Origin of the sequence: Paenibacillus sp. AN1007, from assembly GCF_040702995.1 — a bacterium.
In the GTDB taxonomy this organism is placed as follows: Bacteria; Bacillota; Bacilli; order Paenibacillales; family Paenibacillaceae; genus Paenibacillus.
Map to the genome: position 1 here is coordinate 1,896,596 of NZ_CP159992.1, position 19,586 is coordinate 1,916,181.

22 protein-coding genes and 1 pseudogene are annotated in these 19,586 nt (G+C 45.1%); 18 read left to right on the top strand and 5 right to left on the bottom strand.

Translation table 11 applies throughout. The annotated features are described in order from the left end of the window. Positions 1–92 precede the first annotated feature (92 nt). The 7 genes from ABXS70_RS08670 (at position 93) to ABXS70_RS08700 (ending at position 5,207) form a co-directional block, all read left to right on the top strand. Positions 93–701 (top strand): hypothetical protein, encoded by a 609-nt coding sequence (locus ABXS70_RS08670; RefSeq protein WP_342551592.1) that lies wholly within the window; start codon positions 93–95, stop codon positions 699–701. A gap of 32 nt (positions 702–733) precedes the next feature. Continuing rightward, positions 734–1,384, top strand: a complete 651-nt coding sequence (locus tag ABXS70_RS08675) for a hypothetical protein (protein WP_366295283.1) — start codon at positions 734–736, stop codon at positions 1,382–1,384. Beyond that, entirely contained in the window at positions 1,384–1,941 is a 558-nt protein-coding gene (locus ABXS70_RS08680) for a hypothetical protein (RefSeq protein WP_366295285.1), read from the top strand. Before ABXS70_RS08675 ends, ABXS70_RS08680 begins: the two co-directional genes overlap by 1 nt. 89 nt (positions 1,942–2,030) lie before the next feature. Next, positions 2,031–2,777: an SMI1/KNR4 family protein gene (locus ABXS70_RS08685; RefSeq protein ID WP_366295287.1), complete on the top strand. Its 747-nt coding sequence runs from the start codon at positions 2,031–2,033 to the stop codon at positions 2,775–2,777. A gap of 26 nt (positions 2,778–2,803) precedes the next feature. After that, on the top strand, positions 2,804–4,105 hold the full coding sequence (locus ABXS70_RS08690) for a hypothetical protein (RefSeq protein WP_366295289.1): 1,302 nt from the start codon (positions 2,804–2,806) through the stop codon (positions 4,103–4,105). Positions 4,106–4,140: 35 nt separating this feature from the next. Then, positions 4,141–4,599: a hypothetical protein gene (locus ABXS70_RS08695; RefSeq protein ID WP_342551587.1), complete on the top strand. Its 459-nt coding sequence runs from the start codon at positions 4,141–4,143 to the stop codon at positions 4,597–4,599. After that, the gene (locus ABXS70_RS08700) at positions 4,596–5,207 is read left to right on the top strand and encodes an SMI1/KNR4 family protein (protein WP_342551586.1); all 612 of its coding nucleotides are present in this window, start codon (positions 4,596–4,598) and stop codon (positions 5,205–5,207) included. Before ABXS70_RS08695 ends, ABXS70_RS08700 begins: the two co-directional genes overlap by 4 nt. A gap of 104 nt (positions 5,208–5,311) precedes the next feature. Here ABXS70_RS08700 and ABXS70_RS08705 read toward each other — a convergent pair whose 3' ends face one another. Beyond that, complete coding sequence (locus ABXS70_RS08705; RefSeq protein WP_342551585.1) at positions 5,312–5,605, bottom strand: hypothetical protein; 294 nt, start codon at positions 5,603–5,605, stop codon at positions 5,312–5,314. A 184-nt stretch (positions 5,606–5,789) separates the two neighbouring features. Between ABXS70_RS08705 and ABXS70_RS08710 the strand changes: the two are divergent. Continuing rightward, positions 5,790–6,305, top strand: a pseudogene (locus ABXS70_RS08710) (cupin domain-containing protein); the annotation flags it as partial. A 471-nt stretch (positions 6,306–6,776) separates the two neighbouring features. Here the strand turns inward: ABXS70_RS08710 and ABXS70_RS08715 are convergent. Both ABXS70_RS08715 and ABXS70_RS08720 read right to left on the bottom strand, forming a co-directional pair. Continuing rightward, positions 6,777–7,205, bottom strand: a complete 429-nt coding sequence (locus ABXS70_RS08715) for a hypothetical protein (protein ID WP_366295291.1) — start codon at positions 7,203–7,205, stop codon at positions 6,777–6,779. 134 nt (positions 7,206–7,339) lie between these two features. After that, complete coding sequence (locus ABXS70_RS08720; RefSeq protein WP_366295293.1) at positions 7,340–7,615, bottom strand: hypothetical protein; 276 nt, start codon at positions 7,613–7,615, stop codon at positions 7,340–7,342. A 272-nt stretch (positions 7,616–7,887) separates the two neighbouring features. Between ABXS70_RS08720 and ABXS70_RS08725 the strand changes: the two genes are divergently transcribed. The 5 genes from ABXS70_RS08725 (at position 7,888) to ABXS70_RS08745 (ending at position 11,300) form a co-directional block, all read left to right on the top strand. Then, positions 7,888–8,334 carry a carboxymuconolactone decarboxylase family protein gene (locus tag ABXS70_RS08725; RefSeq protein WP_366295295.1) on the top strand — a complete coding sequence of 149 codons (447 nt, stop codon included), beginning with the start codon at positions 7,888–7,890 and terminating at the stop codon, positions 8,332–8,334. A gap of 42 nt (positions 8,335–8,376) precedes the next feature. Then, positions 8,377–9,069, top strand: a complete 693-nt coding sequence (locus ABXS70_RS08730) for a sigma-70 family RNA polymerase sigma factor (RefSeq protein WP_366295297.1) — start codon at positions 8,377–8,379, stop codon at positions 9,067–9,069. Further along, a complete protein-coding gene (locus tag ABXS70_RS08735) occupies positions 9,015–9,335 on the top strand; it encodes a hypothetical protein (protein WP_366295299.1) in 321 nt (106 codons plus the stop codon). Before ABXS70_RS08730 ends, ABXS70_RS08735 begins: the two co-directional genes overlap by 55 nt. Before the next feature lie 217 nt (positions 9,336–9,552). Next, positions 9,553–10,242, top strand: a complete 690-nt coding sequence (locus ABXS70_RS08740) for a DUF1361 domain-containing protein (RefSeq protein WP_342551581.1) — start codon at positions 9,553–9,555, stop codon at positions 10,240–10,242. A gap of 35 nt (positions 10,243–10,277) precedes the next feature. Next, positions 10,278–11,300: a serine hydrolase domain-containing protein gene (locus ABXS70_RS08745; protein WP_366295301.1), complete on the top strand. Its 1,023-nt coding sequence runs from the start codon at positions 10,278–10,280 to the stop codon at positions 11,298–11,300. 157 nt (positions 11,301–11,457) lie between these two features. Here the strand turns inward: ABXS70_RS08745 and ABXS70_RS08750 are convergent, their stop codons facing one another. Then, positions 11,458–12,483 (bottom strand): serine hydrolase, encoded by a 1,026-nt coding sequence (locus ABXS70_RS08750; protein WP_366295303.1) that lies wholly within the window; start codon positions 12,481–12,483, stop codon positions 11,458–11,460. 182 nt (positions 12,484–12,665) lie between these two features. Here ABXS70_RS08750 and ABXS70_RS08755 point away from each other — a divergent pair, with 182 nt between their 5' ends. The 4 genes from ABXS70_RS08755 (at position 12,666) to ABXS70_RS08770 (ending at position 16,463) form a co-directional block, all read left to right on the top strand. Beyond that, positions 12,666–13,733 (top strand): ankyrin repeat domain-containing protein, encoded by a 1,068-nt coding sequence (locus ABXS70_RS08755; protein WP_366295305.1) that lies wholly within the window; start codon positions 12,666–12,668, stop codon positions 13,731–13,733. A gap of 296 nt (positions 13,734–14,029) precedes the next feature. Further along, on the top strand, positions 14,030–15,334 hold the full coding sequence (locus ABXS70_RS08760; RefSeq protein WP_366295307.1) for an SPFH domain-containing protein: 1,305 nt from the start codon (positions 14,030–14,032) through the stop codon (positions 15,332–15,334). Next, entirely contained in the window at positions 15,334–16,077 is a 744-nt protein-coding gene (locus ABXS70_RS08765; protein WP_366295309.1) for a hypothetical protein, read from the top strand. Before ABXS70_RS08760 ends, ABXS70_RS08765 begins: the two co-directional genes overlap by 1 nt. 23 nt (positions 16,078–16,100) lie before the next feature. After that, entirely contained in the window at positions 16,101–16,463 is a 363-nt protein-coding gene (locus ABXS70_RS08770) for a hypothetical protein (protein ID WP_342551575.1), read from the top strand. Between the two features lie 625 nt (positions 16,464–17,088). On the opposite strand, the gene ABXS70_RS08775 is transcribed toward ABXS70_RS08770, so the two are convergent. Beyond that, positions 17,089–18,627, bottom strand: a complete 1,539-nt coding sequence (locus ABXS70_RS08775) for a hypothetical protein (RefSeq protein WP_366295311.1) — start codon at positions 18,625–18,627, stop codon at positions 17,089–17,091. 244 nt (positions 18,628–18,871) lie between these two features. Here ABXS70_RS08775 and ABXS70_RS08780 point away from each other — a divergent pair, with 244 nt between their 5' ends. Then, the gene (locus ABXS70_RS08780) at positions 18,872–19,480 is read left to right on the top strand and encodes a cupin domain-containing protein (RefSeq protein ID WP_366295313.1); all 609 of its coding nucleotides are present in this window, start codon (positions 18,872–18,874) and stop codon (positions 19,478–19,480) included. Positions 19,481–19,586: the final 106 nt, after the last annotated feature.

The window sequence follows — 19,586 nt, forward strand, 5'->3', positions numbered from 1 at the left end:
AGTTTCATATAATTTTATTAACGGTTTATTTGGAACAATGTGGGATGGAATGGCTGACTCGGCAAAAGGTTCAATGAAAGGAGAGGTTGATTGTGAAACGTTTCGAAGACGAAGGGGCATACAAATACAGCTATTTCTTTGTGCTCAACCGCGGAGAGCGAATTGATGTCAAATGTCCCGAATGCGGCGGTTATGCTTATATCGAGCGCTCTAATGGAAAAGTGCAGTGGAGATGCAGCCAGTGTTACACTCATGCGGTCAAAGAAGAAGACTACGAGTATGCAGCCAAGGGGTACTGTGCTGTATGTGAGCGGTGGTTTAGTGTGCTGGTAACCGATGAGAAAATGACACCCCATCCGCTGGTACATATTACATGTCCACACTGCGGGGCAACCAATCAGGCTGCGCTGCATAAAAGCCAGGTCAATCGAGGTTATTATCGGGAGATTCAAAAGGGCAGAGACCCGCTTTTTGGTCTGGAACTGTATTTTCTGGATTATATTCGAGGCAAACAGATCTGGGCTGTCAATCGGAAACATCTGAATTATCTTCTGCAGTATGTATCTGCTGATTTGCGTGTGAAATATGGGGGCAGATCTCAGAAGACGGCATCACACAGTATCCCCGCATACATCAAGGAGGCCAAGAACAGGGAAGCTGTGACCCGCGTATTGACCAAAATGCAGCATAACGTCAGATAGAAAGATAACGATCAAGAACAGGGGAAGAAAAGATGAATAAGCGAATTACGTTTAGTGTCTTTCTGTTGATTTTTGCCATGCTGTGTATTCCTGCTTATTTTATTATGGAGACGTATGGCGTATTTCAAAAAGAAAAGGTGTTATCGGGTTATGCCGTTGCTGTGGATGTCGAAGGTAAATCTTATCAGACATGGCCGCTGATCAGCGGTTTTGCGGCGATGGACAAACGAGGGGAGGATCGTCAGCTCTATTATCGTATTGACATGAGCGGTCTGCAGTATTTGTTTCAACTGGCTTATAAGGAGTACGAGGTTGAAGCGGGGGGAAATAACCCGTTTTTAGCCGGCCAGATTGACTACTCGCAAAGCGATCATATGTATGTGCGAAGTGAAAACAAATACAGCAATGCTAATGACTTTGTTACGTTATTGACGCTTACTGACCGTGAGGGAAAGGTCATCTATACTTATGAACAAACAGGTAAGGGGGATGACGATCTGGTAAAATCGATCATTCATCAAGGCATGAGCCGGACGAGCAATCGAGGCACGGAAGCAGCTCGTGACCCATATCTGAATATTACAGTTCTGTTTCGTGAGAAGCTTAATATCGATGTAAAGCTGACAGTGGATGAAGAGCATAAAGTGGTTACTATTCACATGAACAAAAGGGAGGCGAAATAATGAATATGTATGGTGTACTGCATGGGCCGTTATACCTCGAAGGGCTGACCAAGCGTGATACAGAGGGCTTGGTTCATGAAGTGGAATGGCAGGGGAAATTGCAGACGCAGGATGGACATGATCAGTTTCATATTTTTTATTATGGTGACCTGGATGAAGATGATCTGATTTTGTGGCATGATATGACACCGCTGCTCGTTTATGCAGAACATACGGTTACAGGTGAACGATATTTGCTGATTGATGCGGCAAAACACGGTTATGATGCGATGTTGTGTGAGACGTATCCCGAAGAAGAAGTGAACAACAGGCCGCTGCGTCCTTATCTTGACGTTGAGGGGGAAGATACATTTGAAGTGCATTTGACGGCATTTTATAACGTGCCATGGGATGAAGAATTCGGTGAAGATGTTGAGGAAGACGGGATGTACGAACTGATTACAGGTGAGCGCGTGCATTTTAATGAAGTCAAACGTAATGGTTATGATGCTTTTGCCATTCGCATTCGCAATCGTAAAGGTGTAGAAACGGAGATCGTACAAGAAGAATTGGCCTGATGTACTGCTGTCGAATGATCCGATGAAACGCTTGGGCTTAACCCGCTGCCCGAGGCCCGGAAAGAACTATGATTAGGAGCTGATTCCGAATGTACATCGTGTCTCGTATGTTGAAGCCTGTCCCGCAGCAGGAACTGCAGCAGGTGGAGCAAGAGCAATCCGCTCGTCTGCCCTCGGCTTATCAACGCTGGTTACAGCAGTACGGAGAAGGAACTTATTCGGGCTGGATGAATATTCAGCGTCCTGACCCTGAAGTGTTAAAACCATTTGCGGACTACGATTTATGGGAGCATTCAGAGGAAACGGTCATCAGCCAGGACCAGCTGCAGGAATGTATCAGCATCGGCAGTTCAGTCGATGGGGATTTCCTGGCGTTACATGCAGATGTGGAGGGACTGATCTGGCTTCCGCGGCATGATGAACAGATTACCGTGTGGCCTTCTAATGATCGCTCGTTCGCTGACACTCTTGACCGAATCTACTGCGGATATTACCGCAGAGACATGCCCTTCAGACCAGCGTATTTCGAACCTTGGAACGAGGAGCGGCGACCTGTGTTTTATAATTTCTCGGGAAAAGAGAACGGGATTTCGATGAAAGAACTGGCTGATCTGTGCCAATCCCGCTATTCGTGGGATCTGGTCATCGAAGACGAATATATGTGCAGGCTGTTTCGAACAGCTGTGGGAGGATATGTTCGTTTTAATTACGCATACGAGCGTGAAATTGTCCTGTTTTATGAGAATGAACGTATGAGGGATGGGCAGGAAGTGCAGATGCAGGTACAGGAGATACAGCAGTTTTTAGAGGCGCATTACTGCACCCTGCATGAGTAAAGAACAGCAGAGGGAGAAGGGGTTATATGGATTGGTTAAACACGGAAATAGCAAAACAGTGGCGTAATGAAGGCAGGCGGTACGCCCGCGATGTCAATACATTCGTGCGCAAAATGCTGCAGGGCGAACACCCGGATGAATCCGAGCTGGCGGATGATGCCCGTCATTCGATCAGTTCTAAAGTGATGAAGATGGTGAAACAGGCTAATCTTCAAGGGGATCTGGAAAAGCTTCGAGAAGAACTGCCCGCGGCAACCTGGCCGCTGAGCAATCATTTTCAGGATTCTATGCAGGCTGTACAGACTGCAGGCTATCTGAATGAGGATACGGTTCTATGTAATACAGGAGTGCTGTCTAATCATGGACAGGTATACATAATGGATCAGCAGGGATGGTGGTGCAGTCCGGATTATACGTTCGCAGGCTGCTCAGCCGATGGTGTCTACGCTGCTCTGGCGGATAGCGAAGGTTTGCATGTCATTGATAAGCCTGATCGCAGGCTGGAAGGAGAGCGGATTGCATTCTACCGCTGGCAGAGCATTCGGGATCAAATCAAAGCTCTTATGCCAGAGATCGAATCTCTCGCCGACTGCGCACATCCTGAGTGGACGCTTGAAAAATTAATACCTATGGATCAGGGGCAGGCGCTGCTGCTTCAATCTCAGTACGGAGTCTATCTCATAGAGCAGGAGCGGGTGACACTGCTTCATCCCGATCACGCAGAGATTCAGGAATACGAATATGAAGATACGCAGCTATCCATGGGACATGCAGCTGTATCGTATGACGAGCGATGGATTGCCTGGGGAAGCCAGATGAGCAGCCATACGGTTCTGGATCGGGAGAAGAACAAAACGTATGAGGTGGAGCCGGAATCGAGTTATCCGCACTGCGCGGCATTCAGCCGTGACAGCCAAGTTGTCTGGTTTAATGCCTGCCACTTCTACAACGGGGTCACCATTCAGGTTCCGTTAGCCAGCATTTCGGATCGTGTACAGGAATCACAATGGCCGATCATGGATGAGAATGCGCGTGTATATACGATGGTTGAGATTCAAGCAGGTATGGTGATGGGGGATGCATATGGCTATCTGTACTGCATTAACCGAGAAGGGCAAGAGCTGTGGCGTCATTTTGTTGGCTCGACCATCTATTCTCTGACCGTGTCACCTGAACAATCTAAACTTGCTGTGGGTACATACGGCGGTATGCTGCACATTCTTGATCTGTGTTCGGAACGTATGGATGCATACGGAATTGGCACAGGTAGTTTACGTGAACTGGAGCGTTATGTGTTGTGGCGTGAACAAGAGCCGCTGCGCTGGTAACATTTTGATCCATGATTTTGCTAAAGGGTGATGAGATGGAACCTCAAGAAGCTGTCCTGCTGTTAAAATGTCATGCCTTTTCCCACGATGATGTGAATCATCCGAAAATGCAAAACGGCTTTCTCGGGAGTTTGCGTCCCTTTCGCGGTCACTTGATTGAAGCGAACTTCCACGAACTAATGCGTATACTGCGCATCCTTGCTCCGGAACTTTCGACTTCGGCATTGGACCGGGAAGTAATGGCCTGCCTGTGGAGTATCAATCATCTCGCAAGAGCTTGGGCGGTTGAACCGGAAGGAATGCTTCGCAGAAATCATCTGATCACGGATGAGCAGGCTGCGTTAATGGAGGAATGGCTTAATCTGTTCTCATATGCAGTCATGATTTTGATTGAAGACGGCGGAGCGCACGAAGCGTTTTGGGAATATGAGCAGTACATGCTGGATAGAAGCCCAGAGGAAGGTAAGGATGAGGGAGAAGGTGGAGGAATATGAGGTCTGAAGTGGATGCTGTTATCAACGAGCTGAGGGAACAATTGAACCCTTTGTTGGACCGTAAAATACAAGATGAAGAGATTCGGGCGCTGTATGAAACATATCTTCATCTGGCAGGGGCATCAGAAGCAGAGCTGAATCAGTTGGAGAAGCTGTACGGGGTTCGCCTGCCGGAAGATTTTCGTGCTTTTTATCGTAATACAGATGGCAGTGGGTATGGTCTGCATGTTTTGTATCCGGGGGATGCGGAGCAAGGGTCATGCCAGCCCTTCTATCTGATGTCACTCGAAGAGATTCGGGAGACCAAACAATATTTCTGTGAAGTGGATGAAAAGCTGGAGGAGTATTATGGAGAAGATGAAATGGGTCAGCTGGACCCGGAAATAAAACCGTATTTATTTCACACGTCTTGGATACCTTTTGCCACAATGGCTGGGGGCTCGCTCTATTTGATGTTAGATTTTGATCCAGCAGAGGCAGGTACATATGGTCAGATCATTATGTATGTGCATGATCCGGACTTTGTCTATTACGTAACCTCTTCGTTTACGGACCTGCTTCGGATGTCTATCCGCAATCTGGATCTGATGGATGAGATTGAATACTGAGTACTTAGTATTCGGTGTGGTTGGTAAGGGACGCAGCTTGAATCGAAAAAAACAGGAACTGTTTTAACAGCTCCTGTAGTGTTGAGACGTGAAACCTTGAGGTTTTATCCCTGGAAAAAACGATGACCGTGGAACCCGCCGGGACCACCTGGTCCACCCGGTCCTGCGTGACCCCCAGGGCCTCCCGGTCCACCGTGATGACCCCCAGGATATCCCGGATAATGCCCTGGATAACCGCTATGCCACCATGGTCCCGGACCCCCGATGGGATAAGGAAGAGGGAAAGGTAACACCGTTGGATATGGATAGGGGTACGGATAAGGGTACGGCGGTGGATAATAAGGGTAAGGATAGCCTATAGGCTGCTGGGCTGATGTTGGACCCGGAACGTATGACATATAACAAACCTCCAATGTCTGAATGGATGATATCAGCCTATGCGCATACGTCATCCGGCGACACAAAGGATTTAATTCCGTCTACATGGTCTCACCAATCTGGGCGCCGGGCATAAGCTGAGGTTATGGGTTATCACCTAAACCGAGAGCGAAGGGCAGGCGTTTTATTTTGGCAACCTCGTACATGGATTTTACCTTACCAACTACACAGTTTACGTATGATCTGAGCAAAAATCCGCTTTTTAAGAAAGATGAGTATAATTACATTCATGCACTTTCGGTAAAACAGCTTAACACGCTCGGAAACAGTTCTTTGCTGGATATTTTCCTCAGTGCAGGCAATGTGGTCGAACCCCACATTCATCAAAACGCGACAGAGCTTGTGTACTGCATCAGTGGTTCGGCGGTCGTTTCCCTCATTAACCCGTTCACTAGTGAACTGCTTCATTTCCCGATCACACCGGGACAAACGGCCAACGTACCTCAAGGCTGGTGGCACTATGAAGTGGCCACAGCAGATCATACACATCTGCTGGCAATCTTCGATGCGCCTGTGCCTGAGGCGATATTCGGCTCCGATATTTTGCGTTTAACACCTGCGAATGTGTTGGCTCACACGTATTGTCTGAATGAACATAAAGTGCAGAAAGCACTAGCTCCCATTCAAAAAGCGGTCATCATCGGCCCGCCGGCAGATTGTAAGACGCATGCAGACCCTGCATCAAACCATATGCCTAATATAGGGCCGAATGTACAGCCGAATATCGAACCTCTTAACATGCAGCCTAACATTCAACCGATTATCGAATCTAATATCCAACCAAACACCCAGCCAAATGTTCAACCAAACATCCAATCCAACATGCTGCCTAATGTTCAACCGAACATGCAGCAGCCTAATATGGCCCCTTACGTGAATCGTCATCCATATTGGGGAACTTGGGTGGATCCGCGAATTATTCACGAACCAGGTTGTCCATATTATACGGAACCTCCGGTACAGCTGAATTCGGATGATAATACTTCTGGAAGATGAAATACCAAAAAAAGCATCGACTCCTGTTTGAAGGAGTTCGATGCTTTTTTGGTTGGAAACTAGTAGCCAGAACCGTGATTATAAGTTGTATTAGTTGCTGTAGTGCTTGTCCCTGTATAGGAGATGAGTACAAAACTAAACATGACAGCTAATATAAGCATAGTTTTTTTCATTGCTAAGAGCCCCTCTCAGTATATTTTTATATTGAGTAATTTGCTTCTCTGAAGCTTCTGATCTCAAAGATTCAAATAGTACGCAGCACTTACGAAATCCGGATTCCAAGTTTATTCTACAAGAAACTGCAATACCGTTAATTAATGCATCTATTGCATCGTTTTTACACAGACTTATTTTATACAAAGCAAGACAATACATATAATGAACGTAAAGACCAACATTCTCAGCTTCCTCCAGCATCGCAAATGGTTCATTGAGAGGCAGGATCTTCTTAAGATCTTCTTCTATTTTCCAGCCGTGCACTATTGCGGCTTCCAGTATTGTAATGCACTCTGGGATAATTTCTTCTGGATGGTCTAATAGAAACGCAATATATTCTTCCAGCACATCTTTATGCCCCATTAGAATCAGGACCGCATACCGATTCGCCTTAGCGAAATTTCGGAAATTCTCGACAATATTTACTCCTTCTGTATCCAGTCCAATAAACCATCCGAGCTCTTGGTATCTATCAATACATTTTAGAGATTCTTGATACCGTTCCAGTTTTTGCAGAGCCAGCCCTTCATTAGATGTGATTTCCCAAAATAATAAACAAGAGGTCTGTTAATCGAAATTCGCTTTTTTTTGTTTTTAGCAGTAAGGGATTGGGTCTGGGTATATACGTCGTTTGTGCACGAATATAGGTGATCTGCAATATGTATGACTCGCTCCATTTGTTCGGTTCGATATGCCATTTCAAGCATTTGTACAAGATAATCTAAGCTGGTGATTTCTTGTATTTGTAATTCACTCACCAATTATACCTCCTTATTCCATTTTTTAGATTCATTATATTCCTTATTATTCCAGTGGTCAATAACATTGATATTTAATTCGTGATAAAATGAAAGTTTAATCAGAAGCGTAGTGCCTTAACTTCACTGGGTCGGTCTGGAATCAAATTTAACCGAAATCTTTTATTCGTCGCTTTTTAGCAGAGTTATTATTTATTTTCAAGAGAGTTGTCACAAAACGTAGGTGCTGTTTGTCTTCAGTATGTAGACCAAATGATGGAGGCGAATGAATAATGGATTTAAGAATGAATTACAGAGCGGCAAACCCCGGTGCATTCAAAGCCATGATGGCGATGGAACAGTATGTATCCGAACAGTTCGAGGATAAGGTGTTATACGAGCTGTTAAAAATCCGCGTGTCACAGATCAACGGCTGTGCTTTTTGTTTGGACATGCATGCCAAGGATTTGATGAAGCTGGGCGATTACGGGGATCATATACTACTGCTGAGTGTATGGAATGAAGTTCCTTTATTTACGGACAAACAGCGTGTTATGCTTGAACTGGCAGAGACTGTCACGCGGATATCGGAACAAGGAGTTCCGCTTGAGCTGTACAATAAAGTTCGTGAGTACTTTAGTGAAACGGAAGTCGTTAACCTGATTATGGCCGTCAACTCCATCAACAGCTGGAACCGGATTGCTATAACGACAGGTATGTACCCTGGCTGCTTTAACTAAAATGACAAACGATAAATGAACCAACCTAGGGGAGGCGATCCCATGCAGTCCAATCTCGATCCTGGTTTAAATCAACATAAGTATACGCCGGAGACGTCTTCTCTTGATGTTGGTGCATTGTATAACCGATATAAAAATTATGCTTTCTCCATCGCTTACCGCATGCTGGGCACTGTGACAGAGGCGGAAGATATCGTTCAGGACTGCTTCACAGGGCTGCATAGTATGCCCAAGCCGGATATTCATAACCCCAAGTCTTACATCGCAAAACTCATTGTAAACCGCTGTTTGAATCTGCTGAACTCTGCGCGTAACCAGAGAGAGCATTACGTGGGGGAATGGCTTCCCGAACCGCTGGGTATGCATGACATGACTAATACACCAGAGGAAATGATGCAGCAGAAAGAAATGATTTCGTATGCTTACCTGGTGATGCTTGAACGTCTGTCTCCCATGGAACGGGCTGTTTTTGTACTGCGTGAAGCTTTTGAGCATGATTATTCGGAGATCGCAGGTTGGCTTGGGAAAACGGAGAGTAACTGTCGACAGATTTATAGTCGTGCCAGACGTAATCTGCCCGAAGTACTTCCTGTAATAGAACAGGTTTATGCGGATTGGAAGGCTAAAGAAGAGGTTCTCAGCCGTTTCACTATGGCGTTTCTTCAGCATGATGTGCAGCCATGCTGGAGCTGCTTGCTGACACGCCTGTATTCACGGCGGATGGGGGCGGCGTAGTTCAAACGATTATGAGAACCATGCGAGTACACCGAGGAGTGCTTGCTATTCTGACCTCTCCACGAGTGCTTGTTTCGTTGAGAGAGAGGGAGTGGAAGCCGGTTTGCGTTAACGGTGAACTGCAGCTCGCCTTGATGAACGAAGGACAGCTGTCTGAAGTAATATGTCTGGAGATGGACGCTGCAGGGGAGCGAATTAATGGGGTGTATCTGGTTGTGAATCCTCAGAAACTGGTTTCCGTGTACCCCGCAGATGGTGTGACGTGAAGTCAAAGTTGCAAGTTGAAATAAGCGGCATGATCCTGGGAACAGGACAGTCGCTTTTTTGTTTTGAATAGATGGTGTATTTACGTTTGTTTGTTTCTACTAATCTATCCATAATTTGATTCTACTTTCGGACATGGTATGATGCTAGTAGGATGTAAAGCATTGAATTTATGTCATATTTTACTTAAACGATTAGAGACAAGTGAGGTTGTACGCTTTGAAAAAATTGAATTATATGCACATGTTTATTTTTCTTAGTGCAGTTACAGTCGTCACCCTGGGATTGTACTATGCAGCGGCCGAATGGCTCGATCAGCGGTACTTTCGTTTCCTGATCTGGAATCTGTTTTTGGGCTGGATTCCCTTTCTGTTCTCGTCGATAACCTATGGATTGCATCGATCGAAGTGGAAGGGAGCCTTATGGTTTGCACTGCCAAGTGCGATGGTGTGGCTGCTGTTTTTCCCGAACTCTTCATATATCGTGACGGATTTACTTCATCTGACGTCAAGGAGTTCCAGATATTTATCAGGAAACGGTGTGAATTTTAACTATTGGTATGATCTGGTTGTCGTACTGATGTTTGTATGGGCAGGGTTATTAGTGGGGTTCTTATCCATGTATCAGATTCAGGAAGTCATCTATGAACGATGGGGACGTGCAGCATCATGGGTCTTCGTACTCGGAGGAACAGCACTTGCGGGGTATGGCGTGCTGCTTGGGCGTGTGTACCGGTTAAACAGCTGGGATGCATTAACGAATCGTGAGATGTTAATCAGACTGATGCACGAAAGTGTAAGCCGGCCATCGTTGGCTTTTTGTATGTTCTTCGGGCTGTTTCTTCTCACCATCTATCTCACATTATATTATCTGATTCATGCGAGAGCGTCTGATGCGCCAAATGCATAATTTGATGATTGGAAAGCGGAGGTGAATTCTTCGAGATGCTGGATAAAGCAATCTTAACTGAAAAAGTCAGAGAGCTGATGGAAGAAAAGGATTTTTCGGGCGTGGTGCTCTGCAAACATAACGGTCAAACGCTTATACAGTTTGCGCGAGGTTATGCGAATCGCAGTGACGAACGTTTGAATGAAGTGAACACACGTTTTGGCATCGCTTCGGGATGCAAGCTGTTCACAGCTGTCAGTATACTTCAATTGGTTGAACAGGAGAAATTCTCGCTGAAGTCCAGATTAAAAGATGTATTAAACATACCTTTCTCTGCATGGGACCCGGAAATCACGATTCATCAATTACTGACGCACACTTCGGGTGTTCCGGACTATTTCGATGAGGAAGTGATGGACGATTTCTCAGAATTATGGAAAGACAGACCCGTATACAGAATGCGGCAGCTGCATGACTTTCTGCCGATGTTTCAGCATTTGCCGATGAAGTCCGCTCCCGGGGAGCGATTCCATTATAATAATGCGGCATTCATTGTGCTGGGACTCGTTGTGGAACAGCATACAGGTATTACATTTACGAAATATGTGGAGGAACATATTTTCAAACGGTGCGGCATGGTAGATTCGGGTTATTTCCTGACGGATCAGCTTCCGTGCAATACAGCTATTGGGTATATTGATGCCGAGGACGGGACATGGACAAGCAATATCTTCTCTATTCCCGTACAAGGGGGGTCAGATGGAGGGGCCTATGTTACTGCACCGGATATGATTCGTTTCTGGGATGCCTTGCTGGGACACAAGCTGCTGGGTGAGGAGATGACCCGTGACTTGTTAACACCACACGCGCATGATGAGGATGCGGAATATTATGGTCTGGGGATATGGCTGGAACTGCAGGAAGAGGAAATATTTAAATGCCATGTGATGGGTTTTGATCCAGGCGTTTCGTTTATGTCCGGAGTATATCCAAAGCATGGTGTGCAGTTGGTGGTCATATCCAATCAGGAGTCTGGGCCTTATCCCGTTACGCTGGCTGTAGAGGAAGCATTGAGATAGGCGTGAAAGATCTGAGCTGTCCTCGAGACTGGATATAACGGCTCCTACTTTGCAAAGAAAAGTAAAAAGCCCTTAGGCTTTCCCGCTTTTTGCTTAACAGCAGTGAAGAGGGAAGATAAGGGCTTATAAGTGGTCAGTATGTAGATTTATAGTTGGTTTATTCGAACAAGCGAGTAAGCTGCCACAGCTCGGGAGCGATCAATCGCGGGAATACATCGATTGGTGGCTTTTCCTTCTTGCGCTTGTCATTTGTCAGTACAGTCACCAGCTCCAGCTCCGGAACGACGTATACATATTGGCCTCCAAAGCCTCTGGCATAAAAATAGTGAAGTGGTTGACGACCTTCTGGAGCGGTTTGTCGGCATGCCGGGTTGTGGGTAAGGTCCAGATTCACGCTTCGGGTCTCGTCTTGAGGCACATATTGATCCACCCACCAGTGCCAGCCATAACTGCCATGATTCGGAGGAGAGACAGTGACGAAGGGATGTGTCGAACGTTTGACGAGTTGGCTGGAAATGAGCTGTTTACCTTCCCATTTTCCTTCCTGAAGGTAAAGCTGTCCGAATTTGAGCAGATCAGCAGGCAGCAGTCTCAGGCCGAATCCGCCAGTGTGCACACCTTGAGGATCATGTTCCCACTCATAATTGTCAATAGCCAGTGGACCAAAGAGATAACGCTCGGCATATGCTGCTGTGCTTATGCCTGTATGCTGCATCAAGATGGCAGACAGCATCTGAGACACACCAGAATTATATTCCATGTGGGTGCCTGGTTCATGGCGCAGCGGTTGTTCCAAAGCAAAGTTAACCCAATGATCTGTTCGTGTCATCCGTGGAAAAGAGTTCTGCCCGCCGAACTCATCCCAGTTAAAACCTGCTGTCATCGTAAGCAGCTGCTCCAGCGTAATGGCTGGTTTACGAGGGTCAGGGTCAGATGTGAGCTGCGGGAAAAAGGTGGAGATCGGTGTGTTTGCCGCTGGCAGCAGCTCCTGATCCATGGCAGTACAGATGAGCGCGGAGATAAAGCTCTTGGTACATGAATTGATTTTAGCGATATGTGTCTCGGCTTCTGAATTGCGATAATGTTTGTAAACGATCTCTCCACGCACACTGACCAGACAGCTTCGCAGATCGAGTGGCGGAATGAGGTGCTCCAGTGTATGGTGAAGGGTTGAAAGATTCATATTGTCCTTTCTGTGAAAGCTTGTGTATTTTGTATGGAACCATGAACAGCTGCCCACTATGTTAGCATACTCATGGAAGCGTCTCAAGAAACAAGCCGTTTATTAAACGTAAAGTAAACTATGAGAATATAATCAGTATTAGCTCGAACTTATTTTTATCCTTGCGACAGGAGGGACAAGTTTTGTATAAAATCGGTAATCAAGGAACGTTTAAAACACTGCCAGATGAAGCTCTAGCGATCTACCAAGGGAATACTGAAGGAGTTGAGGCATGTTTAGAGCATGGAATGGACTTGGAAGAAAAAATAGTGTTGAGCAGGCATACCGAACTTAGTCCGCTTCATCTGGCATTGATCTGTAATCAGCCCAAGGTTGTCAGACTGCTCGTGGAGCGAGGGGCTGCACTCAATGCTAAGGAGAATCCCGCCATCCTTTACGCTGTGCGTTATTGCGGAGCAGATGTAATTCGTTATCTGCATGAACAGGGAGCCCGGTTAGAGGGAGTAAATCACGTAAAATCAAATGCATATGACGAAGCATACAATGGAAATAAAAAGAATATCAAAGTGCTGCACGAACTCGGGCGGGATATTCGTAAATATGGCGGCGGAACGCTGCGCAAAGCAGTGTCGGATTATGATATGAAGACTGCTCAATACCTGCTGCAGGAGGGTGTGGATATCAACTACAACGAACCGGATATGGTTTATCCGTATAAGGCGACACCCCTTACCACAGCTGCACGTCAGAACAACATGCGAATGGTGCAATATTTGGTGGAACAAGGTGCAGATGTAACGATACAGGAGAAAGATGGAGAGCGGGCATATACAATTGCGGTTAGTCAGAAAAACACGGAGATGGCAGCATATTTGAAGGCACATGAGCCTGAACAATTCCATAATCGGAGTAATAAACTGCACGCATTAAAATCATACAAGCTTCCAGCATCGGTAATTCAATTTTTAACCGAAGGCCCGCATAGAATTGAACTGCCAGAGCACCCAGCAGGAGTAAGGCATATTGAATTCTTTTCGCTGACAGACACGGTCGAGATGAAGATGGGAAGGCAAAAGCTGCTCCGCTTATCCTCTGATCTGGATCAGTATTCTCACATACTGATTGTCTGGAACCCGAGCAGGAAAATGATAGGTTATGCCGACATAGAACATCAGGAACACGGTACATTGTGCACGTTTGAGCAATTTCTGGCTGCACCTGCAGTCTATGTGAAACAAATTCTGGAGTGATTCGAATCATTGGTTGATTACTCTCTCATCCAAAACCCTCTTTCATCACACATCGTTGTGGTAAAAGAGGGTTTTCGTATTTTCCGATCGTGCTGCTTAATTAGGAAAAATATCTCACGAAATATGAACTATACTAGTGCGAAAGAAGGTTAGAAATGGTAAAATAGCAATGCTTAAACATGAAAAAAAGAGATAAATAGCGAAAAATAGCACAGCATGGCATTTTACAGTGTTAAGAATGAATAGATTTGGAACGATAGAACGATTGATTTTAATCTGAAGTGGGGAATAGAACGATGGCTGTTATTGATGTAATCAAGTATGAAGGCTCTCCTGATGTGTTTGCCTGGAAACACCCCGAGAGTGAATTAGGAACATGGACGCAGTTAATTGTAAATCAATCTCAACAGGCCATCCTTTTTAAAGATGGAAGAGCCCTTGATTTGTTTGGGCCCGGAAGACATACGTTAAGCACCGCTAATATACCGATTCTAAATCGACTCGTTAACCTTCCATTCGGTGGAAAGTCTCCTTTTGCAGCAGAAGTATGGTATGTCAATCAGGTCAGCGCCTTGGACGTCAAATGGGGAACGGCGAATCCAATTCAAATTCAAGACCCCAAATATAATATTATCGTGCCAGTAAGAACCTTTGGGCAGATGGGGATAAAAATTGTAGACTCCAGAAAATTTTTGGTCAAACTGGTAGGCACACTGCCGGAGTTTAACCAACAAAATATGATCAACTACTTCCGTGGATTAATTATTATGAATATTAATTCGATGCTGTCTTCGTATCTGATCCATCAAAAAGTAAGTGTGTTAGAAATTAATGCGTATATTTCTGAAATATCACGGCATTTTGCAGACAGCGTCGCTTCCACGTTTGAAGAGTTTGGAATTGAACTGATCAATCTCTATATACATAATGTCAATTTGCCAGAAGAAGATCCTTCCGTCATCCGGTTACGAGAAGCGCTTGCCCGTAAAGCAGAAATGGATATCATTGGATATACCTATCAACAGGAACGTTCATTCGATACCCTTGAAGGTGCAGCCAAAAATGAAGGAAGCATGCAGTCCGATATCATGGGCGCGGGGCTTGGCATGGGGATGGGCGTTGGTCTCGGAGGTTCGTTCAGCAGCGAGATGTCACAGATGTCCAAAGTGATGGCTACAGCGGAGACGCCTTCCGTACGTTTATGCGGCCATTGTCATCATCCGAATCAGGAGCAGAGTTCCTTTTGCAGTAATTGCGGCAAGTCTTTGGCTGATAAATCCATGACAACGGACTGTAATAACTGCGGACAACCGATGCAGAAGGGGACCCGGTTCTGCCCGAATTGTGGTGACAAGTATCATGCATGCCCCGCATGTGGGGCCGATAATGCAGAGGATGCGAAGGAATGTACACAATGCCGTGAACCGATGCCAATCTCGTGTCCCCAATGTCATCATCTGAACAGACCTCAGACCAAATTCTGTGGTAACTGTGGTACAGGTCTATCTTTAAGGTGCAGTCAATGTCAGCATGAAGTAAAGCCCGGTCAGAAATTCTGTCTGGATTGTGGAAACAATCTGCAGAAAGGAGGGCAGGCCTAGTGATGGTAAAACGGAGCAATCTTCTCATTTTGGATGCGATTTATCTCGTATGTCTGGTCCTGATCTCTGTGATTTCTTTTACGATATTTATGGATGCGTTCCAAACCATATCTTTCAGGATCAATCTGGTGGCGACTTATGCTGCAGTCACGGCATTATGGATTTATGTGCGTTATGTGATGAAAAATATGGAGCGCTTTAAACGATTTGTTCCAGGTTATGCAGCTGTATTTATTGTATTGGTAATTTATTTGTGTTGTGTTATTTGTTATACACTTTTTGTAGGTTTCGCGGATCAAGGGCTGCGCTGGTTTGTTCTCCTGCATGTAGTAACTGCTGCTCTTGCTTTCATTGGTTGCGCCGTATTGTTGATCTTCATTCGGTCAACAAGTCAGCATGAGGCGATTCAACAATCAAGTGCTGCAGACTTGAATTCCATTGACAAAGCTTTGAAGCAGCTGCTGTTTACGATGGAGAATCATTCTGAATCTCATCTGGACAAGGACAGAGATTCAGTGAAATCCATCATCGAGCTGGTAAAATACAGCGATCCGGTAACTCCGGCTTCCATGCAGTATACGGATCGTCAGATCCTTCTCGATATTGAGCTGTTGAACGACGAACTCGCATCTATGTACTCGGCAGGAGAATCAGTAAATAAGGAACGTTTAACCAAGCAAATAATCCGTTTGAAGTCCCATTTAGAAGAAAGAAATCAACAGATTCTTAACAGCAAATCATAATGAAGCATGTAGGAGGAAAAATAGTGAAACGATTTTTTGGGATCATATTGATTATCATCTCTTGTATAACCATTCTATTCTCTTTGCTGCTGTTGTCGGAAGGGACAGATGTAGCGATTATAAGCACAATTGCATTTTTTATCCCTGGTGTTGTTGTGCTCGTTACTGGAATTAAAATGTGTGCAAAGCCGAAAAATCATCGAGAAGAAGATCGCTACTACGAGCATTACGATCGTGACGAAGAGTATTACGAAGACGAGTATGAAGAGGACGAATATGATCAACCCGTATCCGTGAGCTGTTCAGGCTGTGGAGCCAAAGTGAAGGTCTATCCGAATTTGGCTGCGGATTGTGATTATTGCGGAACAACGATGAGAATCTCGTAGTTTCACTGACTTCCTAGAAGCTTAAGAGTGAAGGCATGTGTTAGATTATTTGAGTGCGTACAACGTGTTCTAAATTATAAGTGAACCTTTTATCTTCATTGAACTCTCCGTATTTGAATTTATTTTTATATTTTCAGCGATTAAATTACTCCAAAGAAAAAAGGCTGCTCAAAAACAATTTTATGGCGGGGACTATGAGAGTGATTCAGACCCGGCAGCAGAAAATGCTTATCGACCCCAAGAAATTGGAAATGGTTACTCAAGTTACAATAGTAATACGGTGCATTATACAAATAACCAGTCATATAGCTACACAGAGATAAATATAAACAGTGACAAGTATGACAAAGACGATGAAGAAAAGGTTGAAGAGAGGGCAGAAGAAGCGCCAAAGAAGGTTTCACTTACTTGTCCAGGGTGTGGGGCGAAGGTAAAGGTGTATCGGAAACAGTTTACGGATTGCGAGTACTGTGGAACAACGGTTGAGGCTTCGTAAATTAATAGAATAAATATAAGAAAAACCACAGCTTCCTCCCGTTGAATAAGGATAGGCTGTGGTCTTCTTTTTTCATAAGAATAACAAAAAGAAAGGCTATGAAGTTTTTTGCAAAATCCAACTTTTGCTCTAAAAATCTCTAATCCGATCAAAGACTTCGTATAACTGTTCGCAATTAATCTTGAAGGAACCTGACTGGTTTGTTTCCAACTGTTCCTCTAGTTGATCAATTAAGCCCGCAAGTGCAGCAGCAATTTTTTCACGCTCAATCGTCCCAATCCATTCCGATTTGGCATCCATTTGATTAAACGCCTGTGTATACTCTTGGGTGAAAGAAATGAGCTGCTCAGAGAGTATTTCTGCTTGAACGGTTCGCTGGCTCAATTCACGAATACGCTTCAGAGATTGTTTATACAACTGCGCGGCTTTTTTGGTATGTACTGCCTTGATCTGTTCCCTTCCGTCCCAATCCCGAAATGGATTGTTTAGATTCTCAGCGAGCCATTCCGGTTTACGAGGCTGACTTATATCCAGATCGATTCGAGTTTCAGCAGCTTTTTTATATCTGGTTTTGATCGACTTGGCTGCTTCTGCCGGGAGACTGCTCATCCAAAGCGTATGTAATTCAGGAAGCTGCTCGGGACTTGGAAATTGATCTCCATTAAAACCAAATAGGTCATTCGTGCTGAACATTTGCAATGATGTTAGATGCTGAATGGAATGAATACCGGATACCGTGCCGGGTTTACCCGACAAGCGTAATTCGGATAGTTCAGGATATGCATGAACGACAGATTCAATATCAAGCTCCTCGATCTTACGCAATTGAAGGGCACGAAGACGCGACAGACCGCTAATTTGAGGCAGAGTTTCAGCTATGCTTAAGGTCAGCCGCTGTCCATCTGCAGCAGTATCAATAAGAAAACCTGGACTGATTTCTCCGGTAAGACTTAGAAAATCCATCTTGTCATTTAGTATAATTTTCTCCATTCCGCTAGCATCCACAACAAGCCGGGTCAACTGCGTTTGACTGAAATTCAGTATACGCTGCCCGTGGTTCTGTACATGAAGTTCATAAATGAAGGGATTCTCTTCTAGAAAAGGAATGATCGCTTCGTGGTACCCATTCATCTCGATATGAGTCAGACACGGAAGTGCCTCAAGTTCAGCTACATCGTCAGCCGAAGTTGGAATGAAGTTACGAATCGTGCTGGTGTTACGCCGCATGTTAATCCCGCGGGCGGTGATGTCACTGTGGTCATTAGCTGCCTGCTTAAAAAGAGTTCTGCGGCTTTCATCGATGAGCTCCCATTGCCGCTGACGATACAGGCTTTCTCCAGTAGGCCAACCCGAACTGTAACTTCGTGATTCTTCGGTAATCAGGGGAGGTCGGCTGCCGACTAAAGTATAGGATACGGGAATCTCCGCTTTTACATAGTTATGTTCTAGGGTACCATTCCAAAAATAGAAATTGCAGATCAACGGTTTCATCACGTCAAGCTCGGATTCCGTTGGGAGTTGATCTCCAGACCAGTTCAATTGCAGAATCGCGGCTAGTTGACGTGGTTTTTTATCTTCTGTTTCTTTTAAAGCAGTGATCTGACAGGCCGTATATTGCTGCATTTGCTCATTAAAGCTGCAGTATATATCCCCGATAGATGGAAACATAATAAACTCCTCTCAACTTATAAAGAGTATCTGGAAAAAAATGAAGCCCAATTCGTTATCAGAATTATATCATCTAAGCCTCACAAACTTCCAATTCGACGCCAGCACAGACCACATTCTTCTCATCCTCAGCACGCACAGTTTGGCTCAGCTATATGCCAGAGCTTGAATGCAGTATTATCTCATGATTTCCCAGCATACAGTACAACAACGAGATGTTTGCCCAAGGAGGAGAATAGAACTGATGATTAATCCGATTCTGAAATCCCCGAACGTTCCGCTGGCCGCAGATTCTAACGCTGTGGTCAATTACCGGAGAGACCCAAACAACTATGTGACTCAGTTATTTGGAGAGCAATTGCCCACAATTGAAAATGGTTTCTTCAATGTATACTTGAGCAAAGGCATTATTGTGCAGCCGCATTGGCACCCTAATGTCACGGAGATGGTTGTCGTCATCAGCGGAGAGATTACCGCTTCAGTGTTCAATCCATTCACACGTGAACGAATTACGTATCGTCTGAAGCCTGGTCAGGTTGTTGTTTTTCCCAAAGGCTGGTTTCACTGGTTTGTGGCGGAGACGGATGGTGTATACGTGCTGACGATTTTTGATCAACCGACACCTGACATTGTATTCGGGGCAGATTTTCTTGCCGCGACACCACCGGAAGTGGCCCACCGCGCATACTGTCTGGATGAAGAAGCTTATGCTAAAGCGGCAGCTTCCATTCAAAATGATGCGATTCTGGGTCCGAATATCGGGTGTGGAGCAGGCGTTTCTGACATCTCCGGTGAAGCTTCCAAGTCATCACCGACATCAACTTCCACATCAACTCCTAAACCGAAATCCTAAGTCGTAGTCCTGAGTCGAATCATTTCATCTTGATGAAACGAAGTTTTACGACCTGCAGCTGGAATCTACCAGTCTGCAGGTTTTTGAGCGGCAGTCGTTGACTTCA

Bases quoted from the DNA above. Each gene is read 5' to 3' on its own strand.
- ABXS70_RS08675 (WP_366295283.1), top strand. From the start codon at position 734: ATGAATAAGCGAATTACGTTTAGTGTCTTTCTGTTGATTTTTGCCATG.
- ABXS70_RS08680 (WP_366295285.1), top strand. From the start codon at position 1,384: ATGAATATGTATGGTGTACTGCATGGGCCGTTATACCTCGAAGGGCTG.
- ABXS70_RS08685 (WP_366295287.1), top strand. From the start codon at position 2,031: ATGTACATCGTGTCTCGTATGTTGAAGCCTGTCCCGCAGCAGGAACTG.
- ABXS70_RS08690 (WP_366295289.1), top strand. From the start codon at position 2,804: ATGGATTGGTTAAACACGGAAATAGCAAAACAGTGGCGTAATGAAGGC.
- ABXS70_RS08695 (WP_342551587.1), top strand. From the start codon at position 4,141: ATGGAACCTCAAGAAGCTGTCCTGCTGTTAAAATGTCATGCCTTTTCC.
- ABXS70_RS08700 (WP_342551586.1), top strand. From the start codon at position 4,596: ATGAGGTCTGAAGTGGATGCTGTTATCAACGAGCTGAGGGAACAATTG.
- ABXS70_RS08705 (WP_342551585.1), bottom strand. From the start codon at position 5,605: ATGTCATACGTTCCGGGTCCAACATCAGCCCAGCAGCCTATAGGCTAT.
- ABXS70_RS08725 (WP_366295295.1), top strand. From the start codon at position 7,888: ATGGATTTAAGAATGAATTACAGAGCGGCAAACCCCGGTGCATTCAAA.
- ABXS70_RS08730 (WP_366295297.1), top strand. From the start codon at position 8,377: ATGCAGTCCAATCTCGATCCTGGTTTAAATCAACATAAGTATACGCCG.
- ABXS70_RS08735 (WP_366295299.1), top strand. From the start codon at position 9,015: ATGCTGGAGCTGCTTGCTGACACGCCTGTATTCACGGCGGATGGGGGC.
- ABXS70_RS08745 (WP_366295301.1), top strand. From the start codon at position 10,278: ATGCTGGATAAAGCAATCTTAACTGAAAAAGTCAGAGAGCTGATGGAA.
- ABXS70_RS08750 (WP_366295303.1), bottom strand. From the start codon at position 12,483: ATGAATCTTTCAACCCTTCACCATACACTGGAGCACCTCATTCCGCCA.
- ABXS70_RS08760 (WP_366295307.1), top strand. From the start codon at position 14,030: ATGGCTGTTATTGATGTAATCAAGTATGAAGGCTCTCCTGATGTGTTT.
- ABXS70_RS08775 (WP_366295311.1), bottom strand. From the start codon at position 18,627: ATGTTTCCATCTATCGGGGATATATACTGCAGCTTTAATGAGCAAATG.
- ABXS70_RS08780 (WP_366295313.1), top strand. From the start codon at position 18,872: ATGATTAATCCGATTCTGAAATCCCCGAACGTTCCGCTGGCCGCAGAT.